General features: G+C 50.8%; 19 protein-coding genes, 1 tRNA gene and 2 pseudogenes. 14 read left to right on the top strand and 8 right to left on the bottom strand.

Features of this window, described 5'->3' with window-relative positions; translation table 11 throughout:
* Together HK11_RS11525 and rapZ are read right to left on the bottom strand one after the other, a co-directional pair.
* Nucleotides 1–1,209, bottom strand: coding sequence for a mechanosensitive ion channel family protein (locus HK11_RS11525; RefSeq protein ID WP_369822959.1), 1,209 nt, complete (start codon nt 1,207–1,209; stop codon nt 1–3).
* 271 nt (nt 1,210–1,480) lie between these two features.
* Entirely contained in the window at nt 1,481–2,431 is a 951-nt protein-coding gene (rapZ, locus tag HK11_RS11520; RefSeq protein WP_086555468.1) for an RNase adapter RapZ, read from the bottom strand.
* Between the two features lie 244 nt (nt 2,432–2,675).
* Here rapZ and HK11_RS11515 point away from each other — a divergent pair, with 244 nt between their 5' ends.
* The gene (locus HK11_RS11515) at nt 2,676–3,053 is read left to right on the top strand and encodes a hypothetical protein (protein ID WP_143216404.1); all 378 of its coding nucleotides are present in this window, start codon (nt 2,676–2,678) and stop codon (nt 3,051–3,053) included.
* Here the strand turns inward: HK11_RS11515 and HK11_RS11510 are convergent.
* Together HK11_RS11510 and HK11_RS11505 are read right to left on the bottom strand one after the other, a co-directional pair.
* On the bottom strand, nt 3,007–4,824 hold the full coding sequence (locus HK11_RS11510) for an ATP-binding protein (RefSeq protein WP_369822958.1): 1,818 nt from the start codon (nt 4,822–4,824) through the stop codon (nt 3,007–3,009). The genes HK11_RS11515 and HK11_RS11510 overlap by 47 nt on opposite strands.
* 11 nt (nt 4,825–4,835) lie before the next feature.
* Entirely contained in the window at nt 4,836–5,549 is a 714-nt protein-coding gene (locus HK11_RS11505; protein WP_086555466.1) for a response regulator transcription factor, read from the bottom strand.
* A gap of 175 nt (nt 5,550–5,724) precedes the next feature.
* On the opposite strand from HK11_RS11505, the gene HK11_RS11500 reads away from it, so the two are divergent.
* The 10 genes from HK11_RS11500 (at nt 5,725) to HK11_RS11455 (ending at nt 16,520) form a co-directional block, all read left to right on the top strand.
* Nucleotides 5,725–6,327 (top strand): nucleotide exchange factor GrpE, encoded by a 603-nt coding sequence (locus tag HK11_RS11500; RefSeq protein ID WP_086555465.1) that lies wholly within the window; start codon nt 5,725–5,727, stop codon nt 6,325–6,327.
* A 168-nt stretch (nt 6,328–6,495) separates the two neighbouring features.
* Nucleotides 6,496–8,400, top strand: coding sequence for a molecular chaperone DnaK (gene dnaK, locus HK11_RS11495; protein WP_086555464.1), 1,905 nt, complete (start codon nt 6,496–6,498; stop codon nt 8,398–8,400).
* Between the two features lie 145 nt (nt 8,401–8,545).
* The gene (gene dnaJ, locus HK11_RS11490) at nt 8,546–9,691 is read left to right on the top strand and encodes a molecular chaperone DnaJ (protein WP_086555463.1); all 1,146 of its coding nucleotides are present in this window, start codon (nt 8,546–8,548) and stop codon (nt 9,689–9,691) included.
* 99 nt (nt 9,692–9,790) lie between these two features.
* Nucleotides 9,791–10,585, top strand: a complete 795-nt coding sequence (gene dapB / locus HK11_RS11485; protein ID WP_086555462.1) for a 4-hydroxy-tetrahydrodipicolinate reductase — start codon at nt 9,791–9,793, stop codon at nt 10,583–10,585.
* A gap of 307 nt (nt 10,586–10,892) precedes the next feature.
* Nucleotides 10,893–12,080, top strand: a complete 1,188-nt coding sequence (gene metK, locus HK11_RS11480) for a methionine adenosyltransferase (protein WP_086555481.1) — start codon at nt 10,893–10,895, stop codon at nt 12,078–12,080.
* 19 nt (nt 12,081–12,099) lie between these two features.
* Nucleotides 12,100–12,816: a tRNA (guanosine(46)-N(7))-methyltransferase TrmB gene (locus HK11_RS11475; protein WP_086555461.1), complete on the top strand. Its 717-nt coding sequence runs from the start codon at nt 12,100–12,102 to the stop codon at nt 12,814–12,816.
* Nucleotides 12,817–12,915: 99 nt separating this feature from the next.
* Entirely contained in the window at nt 12,916–14,493 is a 1,578-nt protein-coding gene (purH, locus tag HK11_RS11470; protein WP_086555460.1) for a bifunctional phosphoribosylaminoimidazolecarboxamide formyltransferase/IMP cyclohydrolase, read from the top strand.
* A gap of 43 nt (nt 14,494–14,536) precedes the next feature.
* Nucleotides 14,537–15,361, top strand: a complete 825-nt coding sequence (locus HK11_RS11465) for a hypothetical protein (protein WP_233133466.1) — start codon at nt 14,537–14,539, stop codon at nt 15,359–15,361.
* Nucleotides 15,362–15,389: 28 nt separating this feature from the next.
* Nucleotides 15,390–15,722 (top strand): tRNA-binding protein, encoded by a 333-nt coding sequence (locus HK11_RS11460; RefSeq protein WP_086555459.1) that lies wholly within the window; start codon nt 15,390–15,392, stop codon nt 15,720–15,722.
* 114 nt (nt 15,723–15,836) lie between these two features.
* Nucleotides 15,837–16,520: a Fe2+-dependent dioxygenase gene (locus tag HK11_RS11455; protein ID WP_086555458.1), complete on the top strand. Its 684-nt coding sequence runs from the start codon at nt 15,837–15,839 to the stop codon at nt 16,518–16,520.
* A 53-nt stretch (nt 16,521–16,573) separates the two neighbouring features.
* On the opposite strand, the gene HK11_RS11450 is transcribed toward HK11_RS11455, so the two are convergent.
* The 3 genes from HK11_RS11450 to HK11_RS11440 form a co-directional block, all read right to left on the bottom strand.
* A complete protein-coding gene (locus HK11_RS11450) occupies nt 16,574–17,002 on the bottom strand; it encodes an Ivy family c-type lysozyme inhibitor (protein WP_086555457.1) in 429 nt (142 codons plus the stop codon).
* A gap of 121 nt (nt 17,003–17,123) precedes the next feature.
* Nucleotides 17,124–17,200 (bottom strand) — tRNA-Arg (locus HK11_RS11445).
* Between the two features lie 59 nt (nt 17,201–17,259).
* Complete coding sequence (locus tag HK11_RS11440; protein WP_233133465.1) at nt 17,260–17,715, bottom strand: hypothetical protein; 456 nt, start codon at nt 17,713–17,715, stop codon at nt 17,260–17,262.
* Nucleotides 17,716–17,953: 238 nt separating this feature from the next.
* On the opposite strand from HK11_RS11440, the gene guaA reads away from it, so the two are divergent.
* The 3 genes and pseudogenes from guaA to HK11_RS11430 all read left to right on the top strand — a co-directional run.
* Complete coding sequence (gene guaA / locus HK11_RS11435; RefSeq protein WP_086555456.1) at nt 17,954–19,555, top strand: glutamine-hydrolyzing GMP synthase; 1,602 nt, start codon at nt 17,954–17,956, stop codon at nt 19,553–19,555.
* The gene (locus tag HK11_RS12395; RefSeq protein ID WP_158092829.1) at nt 19,542–19,709 is read left to right on the top strand and encodes a hypothetical protein; all 168 of its coding nucleotides are present in this window, start codon (nt 19,542–19,544) and stop codon (nt 19,707–19,709) included. Before guaA ends, HK11_RS12395 begins: the two co-directional genes overlap by 14 nt.
* A 151-nt stretch (nt 19,710–19,860) precedes the next feature.
* Nucleotides 19,861–20,079 (top strand): annotated as a pseudogene (locus HK11_RS11430) (Arm DNA-binding domain-containing protein); the annotation flags it as partial.
* Between the two features lie 8 nt (nt 20,080–20,087).
* Here HK11_RS11430 and HK11_RS12650 read toward each other — a convergent pair.
* A pseudogene (locus HK11_RS12650) lies at nt 20,088–20,199 on the bottom strand (IS5/IS1182 family transposase); the annotation flags it as partial.

Below are 20,199 nucleotides of genomic sequence, written 5' to 3'. Positions count from 1 at the left end.
TCAGGCCTGAGGGCCTGAATCTGACGGTGGCTGAAAAGCGCCTTCAGGGCCGTTCATAAATCCTGGAGGGAGTGGAGGCTCCCCTGTGCGGGTCAGTGCCGGCTGTGCATATCCCTGTTCGGAAGGTGTCATGGCAAAGCGTGTTTTGGGCAGAGCTTCGGGACATTCCTCACACATCCAGCGAATAATTTTCTCTCTTATTTCACAGCGCAGATCCCAGCTGCGAATGGCCGTGCGTGCACTGGCCGTGACACGAATCATCATGGTTTGCTGGTTGCAGTCAGCGACCTGTGCGCTGAAGTCTTTGCCGGTCCATTGCGGGCATCCGCGAACAATTTCTTCAAGTTTTGTGCGTATTCTGTCCATCGGGGCGCGATAATCAACATGCAGATAGACAGCACCAACCAGTTCAGCCGAGTTGTAGGTCCAGTTTTCAAAAGGGTTATCAAGAAAATAAAGAATAGGCACAATGCGTCGGCGCCAGTCCCATGAGCGTAAAACAACGTAGGTTGAGGTGATTTCTTCAACCCAGGTCCAGTCACCGTTAAAGACAATCAGGTCACCCATACGAATGGGCTGCGTCATGGCAATCTGCACACCGGCGAACAGGTTGGCCAGAACCGGGCGGGCGGCCAGACCCAGGATAAGAGAAGCCGCACCGGCAGAGGCAAAAAGACTAACCCCATATTCTCTGACGGGTTCAAACGTGACAAGTTCGGCACTGACTGTCAGTACGCAGATAATAATTTCTGTCAGACGACGCAGGAGCCTTATTTGTGTCGCGTGTTTACGCGCCAGAATGTCGTCGTCCTGGTCGGCTTCAGCAAAGCGACTCAGGTAAGTATCTGAAAGAGTGCGGATCGTAATAAGAGTGCCATAGCCCATCGTAGCGATAAAACAAATGAGCAGAATATGCCCGATAGTGGCCTGTAATGAGTTGCTGAGGCCACTGACAGGTAAAGTAATGCCGACAGCAAAAAACATAACCATGAGCCGCACAGGGCGGCGCAGTGATTTTGTAAAAAGACGGACCAGTGCCCCGCGCTTGGCCCCCGGTATGCGCATGAGAATACGGTCAGTGACAAGGCGGCTGAAAAGTGCAGCGAGCAGCCCTATTACGGACAGAACGATAAAAGAAACAACAGGCGCAGGCAGCCAGCTAAGCCAGTTTCTCACTTCGGTTAGAACAGGTGCTAATTCATGCTGAATATAGACGGCAAAGGGGTCATGTATTGGCGAAGTGAGTGCGGGCGAATGGACAGAATCAGACATAAGGAAAAAATATTGCCTCGTTAAAAAGCCATGCAGGCCGTTTTTCGGGGGCAGACACACAAGAGAGCATGGGGGAAAGAGTATAAAATACGACTTTCGGTGTGGTCTGCAAATTACAGAAGTGTTTCTGAGCATGAGGCAGAAACAGATAAGTTCCACAATGTGGAACGATTTATGATGGTAAGTCCAGCAATAGTGACACAAACACTCAGGGGCTGGTGGGTTTGCGAGCCCAGCGCCAGGAACTGAGGCCCTGCCGCACTAATTCGCGGTGAATGACCATAATGGGCCACTGACCAGCTTCTTTGCACTCTTTTATACTATCTGGTTCAGAGAGTTTTCTGGCCAGATTTTCAATTAATGTGACAGATCTGTGCATCCCTCCTGAACAACCTATTGCGATTGTAGCATATTTTTTTCCTTCACGCACGAAGCGGGGCAGGACGAGTTTGAGCATGGCCAGAACAAGCTCAAAAAATGCATTGTAATCAGGGTCCTGTGCGACATAGTTCGCGACATCAGGAGAGATACCGGTTTGCTGTGCCAGCTCAGGCTTATAATGTGGGTTTTGCAGAAAACGCGCATCAAGCACAATATCAGCTTCACGGGGTAAACCGGCAGGAAAAGCAAAAGACATAAGCGTGACGGTCAGCCCCTGGCCTGTACTGGCCTGCCACGGACTGAAACGACTCTCAACGAACTGGCGCAGGTCAGGAGGTGGCATGTCCGATGTATCAATGACCAGGTCAGCTGCGGCTCTTAACGGAGCGGTCAGAGTTGTTTCCTCGCGTATCCCTTCAGCGATGTTGCTGTGTGGTGCAAGGGGGTGCCGCCGGCGGGTTGCTGTAAAACGACGGAGCAGAATATTTTCTTCTGCCGTGGCGTATATCAGTTCAACTCTGAGCTCAGGGTTCATACGCAGGTGCATCAGCGTTTCAAGCAGGGCAGAGACATTGAAACCACGTGTGCGTGTATCAACACCAATAGCCACAGGGCCTGACGCTCTTGCAATGATATCATCAAGCATACCCAGCGGGGCATTATCAATGACCTCATGTTCAAGGTCTTCGAGAATACGCAGAATAGACGATTTACCAGCCCCTGACAGACCTGTCACAATAAGGACAAGGCGAAGTGCTGACGTTTCATCTGCACGCATGGTGCGGGTTTCCTTCACAGGTCATGTGGTGCACTGCATTGCTGTTACAGCATGTCGAATCTGATGCTGACGTGAATCCTATTATGCCTGGCAGTGTTATGACAACGCAACAGGTTCAGCAGAGATCGGTTTGCTGAAGGTGACTTATGCGCCACACGCATGACAGCTTCTGTTGCCTGTGTTATACCGGTGCCGTAATAAAAAGCATTGTTTTTCTGCGTGCAGTAAAGAGGTGCAGCCTGATATGTCTAAGCGGAATTTATTGAATCAGGTGTCTGCTGCACCGGTCGCTAAGGTTGAGCGCAGATTAAGAGAAATCAGAATTACGGGTTTATGTGCTGCTGATGGCAGCGGTACAATGGCTGACCAGTGTCAGGCTGCTCTGGAACAGGGGAGAATGCTGCTGGAGGCCGAGCAGCTTACGATGTCAGATGTTACCCGCGTTGCATATCTGATTACAGATGCCGATGAATTTTCTGCATGTGTGCCTGTATTCCGGCGAATGTTTCCTCAGATGTTACCAGCTCTGACTTTTACCTGGGCAGGCAGCGGCACGCTGAGTGTGCCGCATGCTGTTATTGAGCTTGCTTTTTATGTTGAGCGCCCTGAGGCGTTTTTGTAACGCTTGCACGAGGCAGAATGACATAAAAGCAGGCCCCGATAATCTCTCCCTGTTTATTGTAGCGATTTCTCGCTGTAATTTTACCGTGCATGGCCTCAAGAATCTGGCGGCTGATGGAGAGCCCCAGTCCTGAATGCTGGCCAAAATTTTCTGTCTGCGGGCGTTCTGAGTAAAACCGCTCGAAAATTGAATCCAGTTTGGCCGGTGGAATTCCCGGTCCTTCATCACTGACAGACAGCTCAACCATGTTGCCTTTCGGCTCACATCTGAGAATAATTTTGCCATCTGGTGGAGAGAAGGAGAGGGCATTGCCGGTCAGGTTGTGCAGGACCTGCACGAGCCTGTCTTCAACAGCCATCACCTGCAGCGGATTATCGGGAGTATCACCGGCAGATTCTGTGAGAATAACAGGGTCGTGCTCTTTACGGGTCGCCTGCTGCATTTCGGCCAGCAATGCAAAGAGAGGTGTGACAGAAATGGGTTCGGCCTGAGCACGTGAGAGCTCTGCATCCAGGCGGCTGGCATCTGAGATATCGGTAATCAGCCTGTCGAGACGTCTGACATCCTGGTTGATAATGCTCAGCAGGCGGCGTTGCTGATTGAGGTCTTCAATACGCAGTAAAGTTTCGATTGCTGAGCGAATAGATGAGAGAGGGTTCTTAATTTCGTGGCTGACATCAGCAGCAAAGCGTTCGATAGCGTCCATACGCTTCCACAAAGCCTGAGCACTTGCCTGAAGAGCCCGGGCAACGTCGCCTATTTCATCGCGTCTGCCCAGCAGGCGTGCAGGCACGGTGCCTGTTCGGCCTGAAGATTCACGCATTACGCGTGCTGAGGTTGCTAAGCGCAGGAGTGGCCTGGCGATGGTCATGGAGAGATACCATGACAGCATAATGGTGATGATGAGCACCATAAGAGATAAAGATAGAATGGAAGAGCGAATAGCAAATACGGCCCTGTCGACCTGGGCTGCAGCACGTGTAACCTGAATAATACCAACAGTTTTTCCGTCATGAATAACGGGTTCAGCAACTGTAATGATCAGATGGCCATCCGCTGTACGGCGAATATAGGGTGGGGTTTCAGGGGGAGGCGGCGAACTGCTGTCACTTCCCGGGGCATCAGCGGGACGTTCAGGGTCAGCGGGAATATCTTCTTCGTTTGTATCCAGTGTGACGATGCTGGAGCCATAGCGCGAGGGACCCCATGTCATAAGACGTTCGAAAAAATCTGGTCCTGGCAGCATCGGAGGGGGGATGCGTCTGGGGGAGTTTCTGTGATTGTGCTGATGAGGGTGGTTATTTTGATCTGTCAGGTTCTCAGTGATGAGTTGCCCGTCGGGTGCAAAAAGACGGGCATGAGCATTGGGGCTGGGTTCTGTCAGGCGCAGCAGCAACCTGCGGGCGATCGGGGCATCAAGTGTAAAATTTTCTGCATTATCAGCCATGCGGGAGCGATTTATGTGTACGGCACTCTCGCCCAGAGCGCCGGCATAGATGCGGGCCTGCTCGCGTAGTGCTGTGACCTCAGTGACCAGGAGGCTGTCACGAAACTGATTGAGGAACAACATGGTAATTGCCAGCAGCAGCAGTGGCAGAATGTTAACCAGCATAATGCGCCGCGTAAGCGGAGAAATAAGCCGTTTGTAAGAGTGATCATCCAGAGGCTGATCGTCCTCCTCCGGATGATTGTCGTGCAAGCGACCCTTCCGGCCCGAAGGTCCGGGCCGGCGGAAGTGAGAGAGAACTGACATGCGTGTGTGGCGGTTCATGAGAACAGAGCTCAGTCTTCCTTATAGCGGTAACCAATACCGTAGAGGGTTTCAATCTGATTAAAGTTATCATCAACCTGACGAAATTTTTTTCTTACCCGCTTGATATGGCTGTCAATTGTTCTGTCATCAACATAAACGGTATCGCCATAGGCGGCATCAATCAGCTGGTCGCGTGATTTGACCAGGCCAGGGCGCAGCGCAAGTGTTTTGACCAGAAGAAATTCTGTGACGGTGAGAGGAACATCCTCGTTATTCCATGTGCATTTATGGCGGAGTTCATCAAGGGAGAGAGAACCACGTACAAGAGTGCCTGCACTGGGAGCACCGTTTGCTTCTGCCCGGCTGACATCGTTACGGCGGAGCAGAGCGCGTATGCGCTCAAGCAGCAGGCGCTGAGAAAAGGGCTTGATGATATAGTCATCGGCCCCGAGGCGCAGGCCCATCAGCTGATCGACTTCCTCATCTTTTGATGAGAGGAAGATAACAGGCAGATTAGAGCGGGTGCGCAGGCGCTGCAGCAGCTCCATGCCGTCCATACGGGGCATTTTAATGTCCAGCACTGCCAGGTCTGCCGGATGAGCGGTCAGGCCCTGTAGTGCAGATTCGCCATCAGTATATGTCCGGACATAAAATCCTTCGGCCTCCAGTGTCATCTGAACTGAAGTCAGAATGTTGCGATCGTCATCAACCAGAGCAATGGTCTGCTTGGTGCGCTCTGTCATTGTGTACGTTATCCTTACTCTGTCAGCAGTAATCGGGTTACAGACATACGCTGTTCCTTACGTTTTCACCACAGACTTTATGCAATGCGTTGGCTGAGAGGTGTTGCAGATAAGTTTTTGAAAATGATAAATGTGGGTCTTGCCGAGTGTGGTCAGGTTGCCTACTTGATAGATTATGGTTCACGAAACAGAATTACCTGAAGGTAACCGGCCAGCTGGTTCGGTTGACGCTGAGCAGGAATTTTCGCAGCAGGAAGCGCTTGCTCCTGAGGCGGAAGCACAGGCTGATGTAGTACAGGACGAAGAAGGAGAGACTTCCGGTCCCGAGCGCGAAGCTGCTGAGTTTAAGGAAAAATGGCTGCGGGCTGAGGCTGAGAATCAGAATCTGCGTACCCGGGCACGCCGTGATGTGGAAGATGCACGCCTTTATGCTGTGCAGAAATTTGCACGTGATTCTGTCGAAACAGCTGAAAACATTCACCGTGCCCTGACAAGCCTGCCTCCTGCACAGGAAGGCGAAGACGGCGTAATTGCAAAAATGCGCGAAGGTCTTGAGGGTATTGAGCGTTCGTTTGTGGCTATGCTGGAGCGGCACGGCGTTAAAGCTTCAGATCCGCAGGGTCAGGCATTTGATGCAAACCTGCATCAGGCGATGGCTGAGCAGCCAAGTGCGGAACATGAGCCTGGGACAGTAATGCAGGCCTGGACACCAGCCTGGACACTGAATGGCCGCCTGCTTAAACCGGCTATGGTTATTGTTGCGAAAGCAGCAGAATAAGAAGCTGATATTTTTCTTGATTCCTTTGCTGGCTGCTACTTGAACTCATATCGGGTGCATCATACATCATGGATATTCCCGCTGTCAGAGACACAAGAAGGCAGTGAATTATTTTAGGATCCCGTCTGGTGCTTCGGGCCAGTCAGGTTCGCTGAAGGAGAGTAATAAATGAGTAAAGTTATTGGTATTGACCTTGGTACGACTAACTCCTGCGTTGCTGTACGCGAGGGTAATGAGACCAGAGTTATCGAAAACAGCGAAGGCACGCGCACAACCCCTTCTATGGTAGCTTTTACCGAAGGTGGTGAGATGCTGGTTGGCCAGGCTTCAAAGCGTCAGGCTGTAACCAACCCTGCGAACACGCTGTATGCGGTAAAACGTCTGATTGGTCGTCGTTTTAATGACGCGGCTGTGCAGAAAGATAAGGAAATGGTTCCTTACGCCATTGTTGATGGCGATAACGGCGATGCATGGGTTGAGGCCCGCGGTAAAAAATACGCGCCTTCTCAGATCGCTGCCTTTGTGCTCGGCAAAATGAAAGAAACAGCTGAAGCATATCTTGGCGAAAAAGTGAGCCAGGCTGTTATTACTGTTCCTGCATACTTTAACGACGCACAGCGCCAGGCGACAAAAGACGCCGGCCGTATTGCTGGTCTTGAAGTTCTGCGTATCATCAACGAACCGACAGCGGCAGCTCTGGCTTATGGCCTTGAAAAAAAGAGCGGTGGCACGGTTGCTGTTTATGATCTTGGTGGCGGTACTTTTGACGTCTCAATTCTTGAGATTTCTGACGGTGTCATCGAAGTTAAATCAACAAACGGCGACACGTTCCTCGGTGGTGAAGACTTTGATAACCGCATCATCAGCTACCTGGCAGATGAATTCAAACGTGAGCAGGGCATTGACCTGCGTGCAGACAAACTTGCTCTGCAGCGTCTGAAAGAAGCAGCTGAAAAAGCAAAGATTGAGCTGTCTTCTTCTAAAGAGACAGAAGTTAATCTGCCGTTTATCACAGCTGATGCTTCTGGTCCTAAGCACCTGATGCTGAAACTCAGCCGTGCTAAACTGGAAAGCCTGGTTGATGATCTGATTCAGCGTACTCTGGATCCATGTAAAGCTGCGCTGAAAGATGCCGGTGTGTCTGCTGCTGAAATTGACGAGGTTATCCTGGTCGGTGGTATGACCCGTATGCCGAAAGTCATTGATGCAGTTAAGCAGTTCTTTGGTAAAGATCCTGCACGTAACGTGAACCCTGATGAAGTTGTGGCTATTGGTGCTGCTATTCAGGGTGCCGTTCTGAAAGGTGATGTTAAAGACGTTCTGCTGCTCGACGTGACACCGCTGTCACTGGGTATTGAAACGCTGGGTGGTGTCTTCACACGTCTGATCGATCGTAACACGACCATTCCGACCAAGAAGAGCCAGACCTTCTCGACAGCTGATGACAATCAGAGTGCCGTGACCATTAAAGTGTTCCAGGGTGAGCGCGAGATGGCTGCTGACAACAAGCTGCTGGGTAACTTTGACCTGACAGGTATTGCGCCTGCACCACGTGGTGTGCCTCAGATTGAAGTTACTTTCGATATTGATGCGAACGGTATTGTTTCTGTCTCTGCGAAAGACAAGGCAACCGGTAAAGAGCAGCAGATTAAAATCCAGGCATCTGGTGGTCTGTCTGACAGTGATATCGACAAAATGGTTAAAGATGCTGAAGCAAATGCAGCAGCAGATAAAGCCAGACGTGAGCAGGTTGAAGCCCGTAACAGTGCAGAAAGCCTCGTTCACCAGACAGAGAAAGCTCTGACAGAAGCCGGTGATAAAGTTCCGGCCGCTGATAAGGAAGAAGCTGAAGCAGCGGTTGCAGCTGTTAAAACTGCTCTTGAAGGCAGTGATGCAGAAGCAATTAAAACGGCTACTGAGCGTTTGACGCAGGCTTCTATGAAGGTTGGTGAAGCTGTTTACAAAGCAAGTCAGGCAGAAGGTGGCGCAGCTCCGGAAGCTGAGGCTGCTAAAAAAGAAGACGAAAATATCGTCGATGCAGACTTTGAAGACGTAAACGACAAAAAGTCCTGATCGGGCGTTTTGCATAAAACACGGGAGTGCGCTCCCGTGTTTATTTTTCTGGCGTCCGTGCTTTGTAAGAGGCGGACGCCATTGTTATATCAGGGTACAGGCTGCGCTCATTTTTAAGAGGCAGAATTTTTAAGAGGTTTTTTTCATGGCCACGCAGGTTGATTATTACGAAATTCTTGAGGTCACTCAGACAGCATCCGCTGATGAAATCAAGAAAGCCTATCGCAGGATGGCCATGAAATATCATCCTGACCGTAATCCGGGGGATGCTGCAGCTGAAGAGAAATTTAAAGACGTTAACCATGCCTACGATATTCTGAAAGATGAGAATAAACGTGCGGCTTATGACCGTTATGGTCATGCGGCATTTGAAGGCGGCGGTGCTGGCCCAGGCGGGTTTGATTTTGGCGGCGGTGCCGGTGGCGCCGGCCTTGGTGATATTTTCGAGCAGATGTTCGGCGATATGATGGGAGGAGGGCGTCGTGGCTCCCCTCGCGCCGGCAATGACGTGCAGGCTCATGTCGTCATCACTCTTGAAGAAGCCTTTACTGGTGTAAAAAAAGACCTGCCTGTCATAACGCGTGTGAGCTGTGAGTCCTGTGAGGGAACCGGGTCTCAAAACGGTGCGGCCGGCGTTGATGTATGTCCGAGCTGTCACGGGGCTGGTAAGGTCAGGGCTGCGCAGGGTTTCTTCGTTGTTGAGCGCCCCTGTCCGACCTGTCATGGTGCTGGTAAAACTGTAAAGAACCCCTGTGGTGCTTGCCATGGGCAGGGTACGGTTGAAAAAGAGCGCATTGTTTCTGTTCAGATTCCTGCCGGTATTGAAGACGGTACACGTATTCGTATGACCGGAGAGGGTGAAAGCGGCCCTCAGGGTACGCCTCCAGGTGATTTGTACATTCAGGTTTCAGTTAAAGAGCACTCAATTTTTCAGCGTGATGGCGCCAATATTTTTTGCCGGGTGCCACTGAGAATGGGGCAGGCTGCCCTTGGCACAGAGGTTGAAGTGCCGGTTATAGATGGCAACCGTGCAAAGGTTAAAATTCCGGCCGGTACACAAACCGGGAATAATTTCCGCCTGAGAGGGAAAGGATTCTCTGTCCTGCGTTCAGGCGCACGCGGCGATATGTATGTTCAGGTTTCGGTTGAAACACCGCAGCATCTTAACAAGCGTCAGCGTGAGCTTCTGGAAGAGTTTGAGAAGGAAGCCGGAGAAAATATTAAGAGCAGCCCGGAACACACAGGTTTTTTTGCCCGGGTAAAAGATTTTTTTGAGGGTAAAGCAAACTAATATTCTGCTACATAACATCTTACTCTTACTATAAAATGTGCCGCGACCGGGCATGATCTGGCAAAGAGTAAGATGCAAAGCAGATAAGGTGAAAAGATCATGACAGTGCCATCGCTTAAAATAGGGATTGCCGGCATCTCCGGTCGTGTTGGGCGCTTGCTGGCAGAAGAAGTTATTGGTGCGGGTTTTATACTTGCTGGTGGCAGTGCACGGCACCCTTCTTCGGTTAAGGGGCTTCTGGCTAATGTGCCGCTTTTCGCCGATTTTTCGGCTTTGGCAGATGCCAGTGATGTGGTGATCGATTTCACGCATGCTGATACTTCAGCACGGCATGCTGAAATTCTGGCGGATTACGGCAAAGCCCTTGTTCTGGGCACAACAGGTCTTTCTCCTGAGCAGGAGGCAGCGGTTAAGGCCGCGGCTAAAAAAATTGCTGTAGTCCATGCGGCTAATTTTTCACCTGGTGTTACTCTGGTGCGTCGTCTGGCTCGTATGATGGGGCAGGCGTTACCAGCAGAATCCTATGATGTCGAAATTGTTGAAATGCATCATCGCCAAAAAGTCGATGCTCCTTCAGGCACAGCTCTGGCAATCGGCGAATCTGTTGCTGACGGGCGGGGTGTGAGCCTTGCTGATGTGAAAGATAGCGGACGCGATGGTCATACCGGTGCGCGCAAAACAGGTGATATTGGTTTTGCAGCTCTGCGTGGTGGTCAGATTGTGGGGGAGCACGAAGTAATGTTTACCTCAGCTGATGAGCAGATTCGCCTGTCACACCGTGCGTTTGACCGCAGAATTTTTGCAACCGGGGCTGTGCGTGCGGCCGACTGGGTCAGAAATCAGCCTGCAGGCTATTTTGGCATGGAAGATGTACTGGGTCTGCCCCCTCTGTGAAGAGAGATTCTACCTGGAGCGATAGTGGAAAAGGTTATTTATCAAAAAATTCCTTTTCCATGCGCAGGTAAAAATAAAAAAAACAGTTCCTGTCGCTTTTTGTATTATGTGTGATTATTATAATATAATTAAATAAAATCATAGTGTTAGGTTGTATTCTGTGTGGTGTGCCGGCATTCAGCCCATGGCAGCCCTGTGCTACGATACTTGACCATTGAGCACTATTAAGCCACACGAATGCGGCGCCCTGACAACAGGCGACACTCACAATTCCTAATTCACAGTGCGTGAGGCGGACGGCTCAATTATGCGTAAAGACGGCGATTTTCTTTTTACTTCAGAGTCAGTATCTGAAGGTCATCCCGATAAGGTTGCAGACCGTATCAGTGATACTGTTCTCGATGCCTATCTTGCTGCAGATCCAGAATCCCGCGTGGCCTGTGAAACTCTGGTGACGACGAACCGTATCGTCCTCGCTGGCGAGGTGCGTGGCCCGGCTTCAGTAACATCTGAAGGACTGATCGAGGCAGCACGTCAGGCTGTTAAAGATATTGGTTACGACCAGGAAGGCTTCTCATGGCGCAACGCTGAGGCCGCAAACTATCTGCATGCTCAGTCAGCTGATATTGCAGTTGGCGTTGACAGTGCCGGCGATAAAGACGAAGGCGCTGGCGACCAGGGCATTATGTTTGGCTATGCGTCAAACGAAACAGATACGCTTATGCCTGCGCCACTGTATTATGCGCACCGCATCCTGCACGAAATCCGTGATCTGCGTCGCGCAGGTGACCCGCGTGCTGCTGGTCTTCAGCCAGATGCAAAAAGCCAGGTGACACTTCACTACTCGAATGGCCGTCCGGTTAAAGCAACTTCTGTTGTTATCTCTACCCAGCATGATGCTGGCGTAAACCAGGAAGAGCTGCGGGCGCGTCTGGGTGGTATCGTTCGTGACGTTCTGCCAGAAGGCTGGATGCCCGAAGAAAAAGAATTTTACGTTAACCCAACCGGTATTTTTGTTATCGGCGGGCCTGACGGTGACTGTGGTCTGACTGGTCGTAAAATCATTGTTGATACTTACGGTGGTGCAGCTCCACACGGTGGCGGTGCATTCTCAGGTAAAGACCCGACGAAGGTTGACCGCTCAGCAGCTTATGCCTGTCGCTACCTTGCAAAGAATGTTGTGGCTGCAGGCCTTGCCGATCGCTGCACCATTCAGCTGTCTTATGCTATCGGTGTTTCTCACCCGCTGTCTCTGTATGTTGACCTTGATGGCACCGGCAAAGATGTTGATGAAGCCCGTCTGGGTACTATCCTGCGTGAGGTAATGGACCTGACACCGCGTGGTATTCGTAAGCACCTGCGTCTGAACCGTCCGATTTACGCTGAAACAGCAGCTTATGGTCACTTTGGTCGTAAGCCAGATGCAGCACGTGACAACTTCACATGGGAACAGGCTGACCTGGTCGATTCTCTGCGTAGTGCACTGAAACGCTGAGTAGCAGGACGCATCTCTGATGACAGAAGGCGGCGTTCGCGTATCAGACGTCAAACCTCCGCCGGAGCGCCTTTACGGGCGCCCCCGCGGGCATACGTTGCGCCCTCGTCAGGAGCGTTTGCTACAGGCTGCGTTGCCCCGGCTGCGCTTTCCTGTAGAGAAGGCCTCTGACCCGGCTTCTGTTTTCGGTAAAGTACCTGATCAGATATGGCTGGAGGTCGGGTTTGGCGGGGGCGAGCATTCTCTCGCCCAGCACGACGCACATCCTGATGTTGGCTATATTGCTTCAGAAGTGTTTGAGAATGGTCTTTGCTCTTTGCTGAGCCGGGTCGTTCCTTCAGGGCAGGAAGAAACATCGTCTGTCCCTGATATGCTGAAATTGTGGGATGATGATGCAAGGGTGCTGCTGAAGGCTTTGCCTGAAGCAAGTCTTGACCGCATGTTCCTGATGTTCCCCGACCCATGGCCAAAAGCCCGCCATGCGAAGCGGCGTTTTGTTCACCCTCATAATATCGCCCTGGTTGCGCGTGCGCTTAAGCCCGGTGCGGTGTGGCGCGTCGCGAGTGATGACCCGACCTATCAGCAGTGGGTTGAGGATGTGATGGCTGAACAGACGTTTTTTATAACAGCCCCGCCTGCGCAGGAACGGCCGGAAAACTGGTTCCCGACACGCTATGAGGCGAAGGCTATTGCTGCGGGTCGTCAGCCTCTTTACTGGACCTTTACCCGCTGCTGAGTGGTTTAGCCGTTTTCAGGGCGGTTGCTCTGTGAAAACAGCTCGGGTAAGGAGCCCTTTTTTACAAGCTTTTTATCCGTGCGAAAGGTTTTCTCGCTCATGAGCCTCTCTTCGTTGCCTGTACGTCGTGCTCTTGTCTCCGTTTCTGATAAAACAGGGCTCCTGGATCTTGGTCGTGCTCTGGCTGCCCATAACGTAGAAATTCTCTCTACAGGTGGTTCTGCCAAAGCTCTGCGTGATGCCGGTCTGCCCGTAACGGAAGTATCAGATTACACTGGTTTCCCTGAGATCCTTGATGGGCGCGTTAAAACCCTGGTGCCTAAAATTCATGGTGGTATTCTCGGGCGCAGAGATTTGCCTGCTCACGTTGCGCAGATGCACGAGCATGGTATCGGTCCGATAGATCTGGTTGTTGTCAATTTATACCCTTTTGAAAAAACGGTAGCATCCGGTGCAGGTGCAGAAGACTGCATTGAGAATATTGATATTGGCGGCCCGGCTCTTATTCGTGCAGCGGCTAAAAACCATGATCATGTCGTGGTTTTGACAGATACCCGTCAGTATGATGGTTTTATCGATATGCTGAACAAAGGTGGTACCACGCAGGCACAACGCTTTGCTTATGCAGGTGCTGCATATGCTCGTACAGCTGCTTATGATGCCGCTATTGCTGCCTGGTTTGCTGCTCAGACCGGAGATTTTTTACCAGATTCGTTTACCGTTTCTGGTCAGCGTGCTGAAGTTCTGCGTTATGGTGAAAACCCGCATCAGCAGGCTGCTTTTTATAAAAATGGCAGTGCGCGCCCGGGTGTCGCAACAGCGGTGCAGGTGCAGGGTAAAGCCCTTTCTTATAATAATATTAACGACACGGATGCCGCCTTTGAGGCTGTTGCTGAGTTTGATAAACCAGCAGTCGTTATTGTTAAGCATGCAAACCCCTGCGGTGTTGCGGTTGCCTCCTCGCTGACACAGGCATGGAAAAATGCTCTGCGGTGCGATTCTGTGTCTGCTTTTGGCGGTATTGTGGCACTTAACCGCACGCTTGATGCCGCTACAGCGGAAGAGATTGCAGGTATCTTTACCGAAGTGATTGTCGCCCCTGATGCGGAAGAAGAAGCTAAAGCTGTTCTTGCCCGTAAGAAGAATTTGCGTCTGCTGCTCACCGGCGGTTTGCCTGACCCGGCTGAAGCCGGGGTGGTTGTGCGTTCGGTTGCTGGTGGTTTCCTTGCGCAGACTCGTGACTGTGGGCGTATTACCCCTGAGACGTTAAAAGTTGTGACAAAACGTGCGCCGTCACCGCAGGAGATGGAAGATCTGATCTTCGCATTCCAGGTGGCTAAACATGTTAAATCCAACGCGATTGTTTATGCTAAAGATAAAGCAACAGTTGGTGTCGGGGCAGGGCAGATGAGCCGTGTTGATTCAGCCCAGATCGCAGCCAGCAAAAGTGCGCAGGCTGCGAGAAACGCAGGGCAGGACACCCCTCTGACACAGGGTTCAGTTGCGGCCTCTGATGCATTTTTCCCGTTTGCTGATGGTCTCGAAGCTATTGTTGCAGCGGGTGCGACTGCGGTCATTCAGCCAGGTGGTTCAATTCGTGATGATGAAGTCATTGCGGCAGCTGATGCTGCGGGTATCGCCATGGTTCTGACAGGTATGCGTCATTTCCGTCACTAACATGCTTATCCGGCTCTTGCCGGACTGGTTTTTTTCGCAAAGAATGGCAAAAGTTTTTCATAAACTTTTGCCTGTTGCGGGCCTCTCTGAGGCAGGAAAAAGTCAGTTTACTGGTAAAGCCATGCGCGTTTTTCTTTCTGTTTCTGCTTTGTTTCTGTTGGTATCTCCGGCATTTGCTGCACCGCCTGTAAAACAGACTGTTAAGGCAACTTTTGCATCACATCAGACTGTCACTGAGAAACAGGCTGCTGGTGTGTATGACCTCTCTTCCATGTCTGCCTTTAGTGGCACAGTAACCCAGTTTTTGCCTGCCCCTGATGGTGGGGTGCTGGGCCTGTTGCTGAACGGGGATACAGAGGTGCTGGTTTCTCCCGAGATCGGGCATACACTGTCTGGCCTGATTAAGGTTGGTGACCACATTTCACTGCGCGGTGTTAAAGCTTATACTCTTCCTGTTATTCGGGCTTTTGCAATCACCAGTCCGCGTGGTCGTAGCGTGCAGGATTCACTGATGGCTGTGCCACAGCATTCACCTGAAATGATTATTGGCCCTGATATTGTTGTACATGGTGAAATTGCGATGCCTTTGTACAATCTTGGCGGGCAGGTCTCAGGTGTTATTTTAAAAGACCATACACTGATCCATCTTATTCCTCGTGAAGCTACACGTCTGGCAGCCTGGCTTAAGCCGGGTCAGTCTGTTTATGCTGTGGGTACAGGGAATAATGGTGTGCTTGGTACGGCGATTAATGCGCGTGAAATTGGCCCGGCTGCCGATCGTAAAGAGGCTGTTGCTATCAGCAATGTACCACTTAGCGGGCCGGCAGCAGGTAGCGCAGGTTACGATGTGATTTCCGGGGCTGAGTGAGGCAGGACCGCAGGGCAGGAGAGGCGTTATGCAGACGGTGCCATGGAGTGATTTTCAGAAAATTCTGATTGTTGCAGGTACTATCACCCGCGTTGAGGCTTTTCCTGAAGCGCGTAAACCCGCCTTTAAAGTATGGGTTAATTTTGGTTCTTATGGTGAGCGTAAAACCAGTGCACAGATCACCAGACTTTATACAGTCGATGAACTGATAGGGCGACAGGTTATTGGTATTCTTAACTTTGAAGAAAAGCAGATAGGCCCGTTTCGTTCACAGTTTTTATTATCAGGGTTTGAGGCGGAAGATGGTGTTGTTCTGTCTGCCCCTGAACGTCGGGTGCCCGATGGCACGCGCCTGAGCTGACAGAAAGCCTGCCGCACCCAACTGAGAACAAGACGCATTTGCTTTTCTGACTAGTTGCCTTAAAATAGCGCTTAAATCAGGGCATGTGCCCGGCTGTTATAAAAGGGAAACAGGGTGCTTGTTTGTATAGCTGAAGTTCTGACGCCTGATGAGGTTGCTTATTGCCGTGAAGTGCTGGAGGCAACGGAATGGGTTGATGGTAAAGTTACCGCCGGTGAGCAGTCAGCAAAAGCAAAGTTTAACTTACAGGTGCCAGAGCAGTCGCCGCAAAGCCGTGAGCTGAGTGAGCTGGTTTTAAAAGCACTTGGGCGTAACCAGACTTTTGCCAGTGCCGCGTTGCCGTTGCGGGTTTATCCGCCTCTTTTTAATCGTTATGATGAAGGTATGCGTTTTCATGCGCATGTTGATAATTCAATCCGTGCTTTACCAGGCACAGGCTTTCGTATTCGTACAGATGTGTCCAGCACGCTTTTTCTGAGTGACTGTGATGAATATGATGGCGGAGAGCTGGTAATTCAGGACACCTATGGCACGCAAAGCATCAGGCTGCCTGCGGGGCATATGGTTGTTTATCCCTCATCCAGTCTGCATTCTGTAAATCCCGTTACACGAGGTAGTCGCTGGGCCTCTTTTTTCTGGACACAGTCAGCTGTAAAAGATGATGGGCAGAGAACGCTGCTTTATAATTTTGATATGTCGATTATAGAGGCGCGTAAGACACTGCCGGATGATCACCCGGCAGTACTGGGGCTGACAGCAACTTACCATAATCTTATCCGGCAATGGGCTGAGCTGTAGCGCTATGCAGGGTCAGGCGCGTTTAGTGCAGCGCCTGACGTGGGCAGGTTTTATTATGTCGGGCTGCCTGGGTTATTTTCCTGAAAGTTTTTTGTCAGCGCATTCATAATAGCATCGTCTGGCTCCCCAAGTGGCAGCTGATAAAGTTTGCTGCCACGAAAGGTTGAGAGCAGGCCCCAGGCCTGTTTACCGTCTTTTGTGAAAATGAGATTGAGCTGGTGGTCGTGGCAGTTATGTGGCTCACAAATGTTTGTCACGAGATAGGCTTTGCCCTCGATTGTTAATGGCTTAACAATTTCTGATGTGCCCTGGCCGGTTCTGACCCATGAGGGAAGAGTGAGCATTTTTTGATAGGATTTAGAAAATACGGGCTTTTTAATAAATTCAGACGCGTAGGCTGACAGAGGAGCAGGGGTGCTTTGTGCCTGGGCAAGGCCCGGAGCAGCAATACAAAAAGCAGCAGCTAATGTAAGGAAACGCATTTTTTATCCAGTTATTTTGAAAGTCGTGACCGAATACTAAATAAAATGTAAGGCGACAATAAGATTACTTGCAAAAGGTCTTATATATCAGAAATTATTTTTTATTTTTGGGATTTTTTATTGGCGCACCCGAAAGGACTCGAACCTCTAACCCCCAGATTCGTAGTCTGGTGCTCTATCCAGTTGAGCTACGGGTGCGCCGTGAGGTGGGTTCTATTATAAGAACGGGGGTGTGGCAACCCCCTTTTTTTGTTTTTTTAATTAATATCGAGAAAATTTTTCCAGGCATTATGTTCAGGCCTGGTCAGAGTGATATGAGCTCTGCATTCGGGGGTGCCGTAAACCCCCTCAAATGTTGTTCCTGAAGGGTGTGCTTCAAAAACTATCGGCAGGGGTTTGTGGGCTGCGTCTTCCAGCAATAACTGCGCATGATAATGTTGCGTGGCTTTATTCGGGACCCCGCGTAAAATTAAAGAGCCGGTGGCTGGCACGAAAACCATACGATGTGGCTCAATCTGCATAAGAGACTGAGCATATGTCGGGCAGTTAAGCCCTTTTTCAGTAACAAGTGTCCCTACCCAGTCACCATACGGGTCGTTGGCGGCCAGAGAGGCCGCAGCAGCCGTGTGTGCCCAGGCTGAGCTGAGCATCAGGCCGGCCATGGTAAAGATTCGCCAGGATGAGGCTTTTTCTGAAACACGAAAAAAAGGCATATCTGAAGGTCTGTCCCGTTATGATTTGCTTAAGTGCTCTGTCAGATGTGATGTTTTTACAATCTGTCTTCAAGGTAACATCGCCACAGGTGGCAGGATTGTTTGGTTGTTGCGAGATATTGGGTGACGTCGTGCTGTTGTCGCTTTATATCGGCACAGAGTGCTGTGTTACATTATGTAATGCGGTTTTTTTGATCTGTTATGCCGTTCAGGCCCCGACCAGAAAGACGAGTAGTCCATGTCCGTTGATGACACCACGTCAGCCACTTCCGCCAGGCTGGATGAAACTTTGCACCAGGACCGGATCCTGATCCTTGATTTTGGAAGTCAGGTGACTCAGCTCATTGCACGACGTGTGCGTGAGAGTGGTGTTTATTGTGAAATCTGGCCCTTTACCGTTGATCCTGCCCGTATTGTTGCTTTTGCACCGCGTGGAATTATTCTTTCCGGTGGTCCTGCCAGTGCGATCCAGGCAGATGCTCCACGTGTACCCGATGTTGTTTTTGAAATGGCGATCCCTGTTCTGGGTATCTGCTATGGCCAGCAGGCTATGTGTCTGCAGCTTGGTGGTAAGGTCGAAAGTTCTGACCACAGAGAGTTTGGCCGGGCTTTTGTTGATATTGTTGAAGATTGTTCTTTGTTTCGTGGGGCATGGGCCCGTGGTGGTCGCGAACAGGTATGGATGAGCCATGGTGATCGTGTCACCAGTCTTCCTCCTGGTTTTCGTACTGTGGCAACCAGTGAAGGCGCACCGTTTGCCGTGATTGCCGATGAAGGTCGTCATCTTTACGGCGTGCAGTTTCACCCTGAAGTTGTGCATACTCTGCATGGTGCAGCGCTGCTGCGTAATTTTACTCATAATGTTGCTGGTTGCTCTGGCACATGGACGATGGCTGGTTTCCGCGAGATGGAAATTGCCCGCATCCGTGAGCAGGTTGGCACAGGTAAGGTGATTTGTGGCTTGTCAGGTGGTGTTGATTCATCCGTTGCAGCTGTTTTAATCCAGCAGGCTATTGGTGATCAGCTGACCTGTATTTTCGTTGATCATGGCATGTTGCGTGCCGGTGAAGCTGAGGAGGTTATGGAAACCTTCCGTGGTCGCTTCAACATTAATCTTGTGCACCGTGATGCGTCTGATATCTTCCTGAAAGCTCTTGACGGAGTTACTGACCCTGAAGTGAAGCGTAAGACGATTGGTCGCCTGTTCGTTGAAGTGTTTGAAGAGGAAGCCTCTCGTCTTGGTGGTGCGCAGTTCCTGGCGCAGGGCACGCTTTATCCTGACGTGATTGAGAGTGTCAGTTTCACAGGTGGTCCTTCAGTTACAATTAAGTCTCACCACAATGTTGGCGGCCTGCCCGAGCGCATGAACATGAAGCTCGTAGAGCCGTTGCGTGAGCTTTTTAAAGATGAAGTGCGTGCGCTTGGTCGTGAGCTGAATATTCCTGAGGTGATTGTCGGGCGTCATCCGTTCCCAGGCCCAGGTCTTTCCATACGTATTCCTGGTGCTATTACCCGCGAAAAACTTGATTTGCTGCGTCGTGTTGACACGGTATTCCTTGAGGAAATCCGTGCGGCAGGCCTGTATGATGCGATCTGGCAGGCTTTTGCTGTTCTGCTGCCGGTGCGCACGGTGGGTGTGATGGGAGATGGCCGTACATATGATCAGGCCTGTGCTCTGCGCGCTGTAACCAGCACGGATGGTATGACGGCTGAAGTTTACCCGTTTGATATGGGTTTTCTTAACCGTGTGGCAAGTCGCATTGTAAATGAAGTACGTGGTATTAACCGTGTTACTTATGACATTACGTCTAAACCACCAGGAACGATTGAGTGGGAATGATCTCACGTCTGGCATAGGTGGTATTGCCCGGCATGAAAGTGCCTTAAAGCCCGCAGAAATGCGGGCTTTTTTGTTTTTGGGTCCGGCATTGTCTGGCACTAAGCGGTATCGCCAGGCAGCAACTTTTTATGGCATGGTGCATGGCACTGACTGAGTCTGATGCTATGTTTTTTATCGATACCATGTCAGGCACTCTATGGGTGTCATGGTATCTACAAGAAGTAACTATATGAATAATAAGGATTTTATCCGGTTATTTTAATGGTTTTCAATCATGGTATCGCTGTTTGGAGTACCACGAACTGATGTTGACCGATACCAAACTGCGCAACCTTAAGCCGACGGATAAGCTCTACAAGGTGAACGACCGCGATGGGTTGTACGTCGCCGTGACGCCTGCGGGTAGCATCTCGTTCCGATATAACTATGCGATCCATGGCAGGCAGGAGACCCTGACCTTCGGGCGATATGGCGTTGGGGGCATCACTCTGGCCGAGGTGCGTGAGCAGCTGGGAGAGCCTAGGCTCAGGACTCATTCTTTGAGATAGGAAATGAAGCTTGCTGCGATATGAATTGCAGACATGAAGGTATGAGCGCAGCGGTCGTATCGTGTTGCCACCCGTCGCCAGTCTTTGAGCTTTGCG

Origin of the sequence: Acetobacter sp. DmW_043, from assembly GCF_002153485.1 — a bacterium.
Classification (GTDB): domain Bacteria; phylum Pseudomonadota; class Alphaproteobacteria; order Acetobacterales; family Acetobacteraceae; genus Acetobacter; species Acetobacter thailandicus.
This window is presented reverse-complemented; position numbering and strand designations above follow the sequence as displayed.

Bases quoted from the DNA above. Each gene is read 5' to 3' on its own strand.
- rapZ (WP_086555468.1), bottom strand. From the start codon at position 2,431: ATGCGTGCAGATGAAACGTCAGCACTTCGCCTTGTCCTTATTGTGACA.
- HK11_RS11515 (WP_143216404.1), top strand. From the start codon at position 2,676: ATGTCTAAGCGGAATTTATTGAATCAGGTGTCTGCTGCACCGGTCGCT.
- HK11_RS11510 (WP_369822958.1), bottom strand. From the start codon at position 4,824: ATGAACCGCCACACACGCATGTCAGTTCTCTCTCACTTCCGCCGGCCC.
- HK11_RS11505 (WP_086555466.1), bottom strand. From the start codon at position 5,549: ATGACAGAGCGCACCAAGCAGACCATTGCTCTGGTTGATGACGATCGC.
- HK11_RS11500 (WP_086555465.1), top strand. From the start codon at position 5,725: ATGGTTCACGAAACAGAATTACCTGAAGGTAACCGGCCAGCTGGTTCG.
- dnaK (WP_086555464.1), top strand. From the start codon at position 6,496: ATGAGTAAAGTTATTGGTATTGACCTTGGTACGACTAACTCCTGCGTT.
- dnaJ (WP_086555463.1), top strand. From the start codon at position 8,546: ATGGCCACGCAGGTTGATTATTACGAAATTCTTGAGGTCACTCAGACA.
- dapB (WP_086555462.1), top strand. From the start codon at position 9,791: ATGACAGTGCCATCGCTTAAAATAGGGATTGCCGGCATCTCCGGTCGT.
- metK (WP_086555481.1), top strand. From the start codon at position 10,893: ATGCGTAAAGACGGCGATTTTCTTTTTACTTCAGAGTCAGTATCTGAA.
- HK11_RS11475 (WP_086555461.1), top strand. From the start codon at position 12,100: ATGACAGAAGGCGGCGTTCGCGTATCAGACGTCAAACCTCCGCCGGAG.
- purH (WP_086555460.1), top strand. From the start codon at position 12,916: ATGAGCCTCTCTTCGTTGCCTGTACGTCGTGCTCTTGTCTCCGTTTCT.
- HK11_RS11465 (WP_233133466.1), top strand. From the start codon at position 14,537: ATGGCAAAAGTTTTTCATAAACTTTTGCCTGTTGCGGGCCTCTCTGAG.
- HK11_RS11460 (WP_086555459.1), top strand. From the start codon at position 15,390: ATGCAGACGGTGCCATGGAGTGATTTTCAGAAAATTCTGATTGTTGCA.
- HK11_RS11450 (WP_086555457.1), bottom strand. From the start codon at position 17,002: ATGCGTTTCCTTACATTAGCTGCTGCTTTTTGTATTGCTGCTCCGGGC.
- HK11_RS11440 (WP_233133465.1), bottom strand. From the start codon at position 17,715: ATGCCTTTTTTTCGTGTTTCAGAAAAAGCCTCATCCTGGCGAATCTTT.
- guaA (WP_086555456.1), top strand. From the start codon at position 17,954: ATGTCCGTTGATGACACCACGTCAGCCACTTCCGCCAGGCTGGATGAA.